The following is a 2,502-nucleotide window of genomic DNA, read 5'->3' on the forward strand; positions in this document are numbered from 1 at the left end:
TCATGTATTTAAATCCTTCTCCACTTCGGATGTCTCTTATTTGTTTACCCCATGAACCATAAATTTCAATACGGGTACCAATTCCGTTACTGTTGCTTTGAATACCGTTTAAAGCTACCGTTAACCAGTTATTTCCATTAGGTACCGCGTAACGAATAGTTGATCCGCTTTGGATATCCAGAAACCCATCGTTATTTAAATCGCCAATGGCACCCACACTAATTCCACCGTATGCAACACCTGAAAAAGTACTGTTACCTTGATTAAACATGATTTTGCTACCACCGCCCATAACATCAACAAATCCATCATTATCAAAATCATAGGCTACGTTATCAATATTCGTAGCAGTGTTGGTATCCCATCCTGAGCCGGCAGTAATGTTGGTAAATGCTTCTTCAACATTGTTAGAGGTATCTAAGTTGTTTCTGAAATATTTGTGTAATCCCGTACTGGCTGTGATGATGATATCCATATCGCCATCATTATCATAATCAGCAATTCCTGAAGACCAGGTTTGGATTGGCGTAACATTAATTTGAGCTATAGCCGATATATCGGTGTAAACCCCATTACCATCATTTCTGTGTAATTCACAAGGTGGCCCGGAACATTTAGAAATAAATACATCTGTATCACCATCATTGTCAAAATCAGTAAATAATGTGGAATAATTTCCGCCAATAGTACCAAATTCCATAGCGCCCGGAGTAACGGTTGACTGGTAAAAAGACAAGCTGGTTCCGCTATTTAGATAATAACAGTTTGGAGCAATATCATGACAAGAAAAGACATCTAAGTTTCCGTCATTATTAAGGTCTGCAAAATTGGTTCTTTGACAAAATATATAATCGCCAGGTGTAAAATTACTATAAGCCGTTCCGGTACTATTAGAAGACCAAACAGAAAGCCCGTTTGAACTTCCTAATACTAAATCATTATAACCATCTCTGTTGTAATCTCCGGCTGCCATACTCCAACCCGGCATCATGCTGCTGCCTGAAATAGGATAGTCAGCAACAGTATAAGTGCCTGGTGTAGCCGTTTGATAATGAACTCTTAAATTATTGGCGCTTACCCCAACAATATCGTCTTTGTGATCGCCATTCATATCAACAATACAAAGATTATAAGTACTGTTTATGGTTCCTATGGTTTGCGTTGTATAAGTAACCGGTACAATTATAGGGGTTTCCGTTAATTGAAAATTGAATCCTGCAGTACTCCATTTGTTATCCCAAGCAATGTAATAGGTTGTTCCGGCAAGTACATCAAAAGTTTTGGTAGATAAGAATGAATCGGTATTTCCGGAATTACAGGCGATGATGCCTGAATTATCATCACTGGTAACACAAGTTAAGGTACCCGAACAACTACCGGTATACACACTGAAATTAGTGTCTTTACAGATGTTAGCTATCAAATCGGAAGATACGGTAACATGATAATTTTGTGTTGGAACGTAAGAATACCATTTGGCCAATGTGGCTGTAGAACAAGTTGTAGAAACGTTAGTTCCATCTATAGCAGCAACAGTTGTAGTTCCTGCGGTTATTGGAGTTGCCGTAGAGCATGGACTTGGCACAAGAGGTGCTTCAGTCAACTGAAACTGAAAACCGGCAGCACTCCATCGGTTGTCCCAAACGATGTAATAACTAGTTCCTGCATAAGCATCAAATGTTTTGGTTGACAAGTAAGAATTGGTATTCCCTGAATTACAAGCTATTGTTCCTGAATCATCATCGCTGGTATAGCAGGCCAGTCCACCACAGGCACCGGTATACACATTAAAATGTGTGTCTTTACAAATATTGACCAGTAAATCAGACGTTACGGTAACACTGTGATTCTGTGTCGGAGTGTATACATACCATTCGGCCAAAGCCCCTCCTGTTGCACAGGCAGGTAAACTGTTTGTCCCATCAATAGCCGTAATGGTAAAAGTACCGGCTGTAGCTATGGGTAATGCGGTAGCACAAGTGTTTTGTGCATAGGAAAATTGAAATCCTATAACCAAAAATACTAAAGAAATAGTAAACTTAGTTGGTGTTTTGATTTTGTAGATGTTCCAATTCATTTTGTATTTGTTAGTTTAGTTAGTATTTATTCGCAGGGATGTAAATTATTAATCCATTCTTGCATCAATGCAACGCCTTCTTCATGTATTATTGTTCTGCCATGAAGTGGCATTCTATAAGATTCGTTATCCGTATTTATTCGATAAAACAACATTGATCGGTATGGGTTGCCTGGGTTTACCACTTTGTCTAGCGCCGGATCGAAATCTTGCATGTCCGAGGTACTGACACAAACTCCCATATTGGTTAAGCCTAAACCATCGGCAGCTCCGGTTTCACTAAAGGCAAATCGCATAGGCCTGTAATCGCAATGTCTGTCTGTTTGATGACAATGGGCACAATTGATGTCAACATAGGAACGGGCTCGTAACTCTATAGGTTTCGAAGTGTCGTTATAATCTACAGTAGTATTATCCGCAGTTGG

1 protein-coding gene and 1 pseudogene are annotated in these 2,502 nt (G+C 39.4%); both read right to left on the reverse strand.

Going from position 1 to position 2,502, the window contains the following annotated elements:
- Nucleotides 1–2,077 (reverse strand): FG-GAP repeat domain-containing protein (locus V7D82_RS13660; RefSeq protein WP_333601505.1); only part of this gene is annotated, 2,077 nt, incomplete at its 3' end.
- Nucleotides 2,078–2,103: 26 nt separating this feature from the next.
- Nucleotides 2,104–2,502: pseudogene (locus tag V7D82_RS13665) on the reverse strand (hypothetical protein); the annotation flags it as partial.

Origin of the sequence: Flavobacterium sp. (genome assembly GCF_036741995.1) — a bacterium.
In the GTDB taxonomy this organism is placed as follows: domain Bacteria; phylum Bacteroidota; class Bacteroidia; order Flavobacteriales; family Flavobacteriaceae; genus Flavobacterium.